Consider the following 455-nt stretch of genomic DNA (forward strand, 5'->3'; position numbering starts at 1 on the left):
CCCTTACCCAGAACAGTCTCGCCATCTTCCTTCGAGATCAACTCAGCCTGAAGAGTGTATTTCTTCTCAGGAACCAAGCCCTGGTAATCGACAGTATCGACAACCGTGGCACCAGCAACAACCTGCGTAGAACCATCAGCGAAATCAGCATTCGTCGAAATCTTCGGATTCTTCTCAGGCTGCTTACCAGACTGCTCTTCCTCAGGCTTCGTAGGCTCGGAAGGCTTAGTGGACTCACTAGGCTCGGAAGGCTTCGTGGATTCCGAAGTCTCCGGCTTCTTGCCAGACTGCTCTTCCTCAGGCTTCGTAGGCTCGGAAGGCTTAGTGGTCTCGCTAGGCTCGGAAGGCTTCTTGGAGTCAGTGGTCTCCGAAGGTTCAGAAGGCTTAGTGGACTCACTAGGCTCGGAAGGCTTCGTGGATTCCGAAGTCTCCGGCTTCTTGCCAGACTGCTCTTC

The 455-nt window shown here is 53.8% G+C and carries 1 protein-coding gene; it reads right to left on the bottom strand.

The window, feature by feature from the left end; genetic code table 11:
• A partial coding sequence (locus QP888_RS10975) for a VaFE repeat-containing surface-anchored protein (RefSeq protein WP_284813589.1) occupies positions 1 to 455 on the bottom strand: 455 nt, incomplete at both ends.

Source organism: Corynebacterium sp. MSK297 (assembly GCF_030232885.1).
GTDB lineage: Bacteria > Actinomycetota > Actinomycetes > Mycobacteriales > Mycobacteriaceae > Corynebacterium.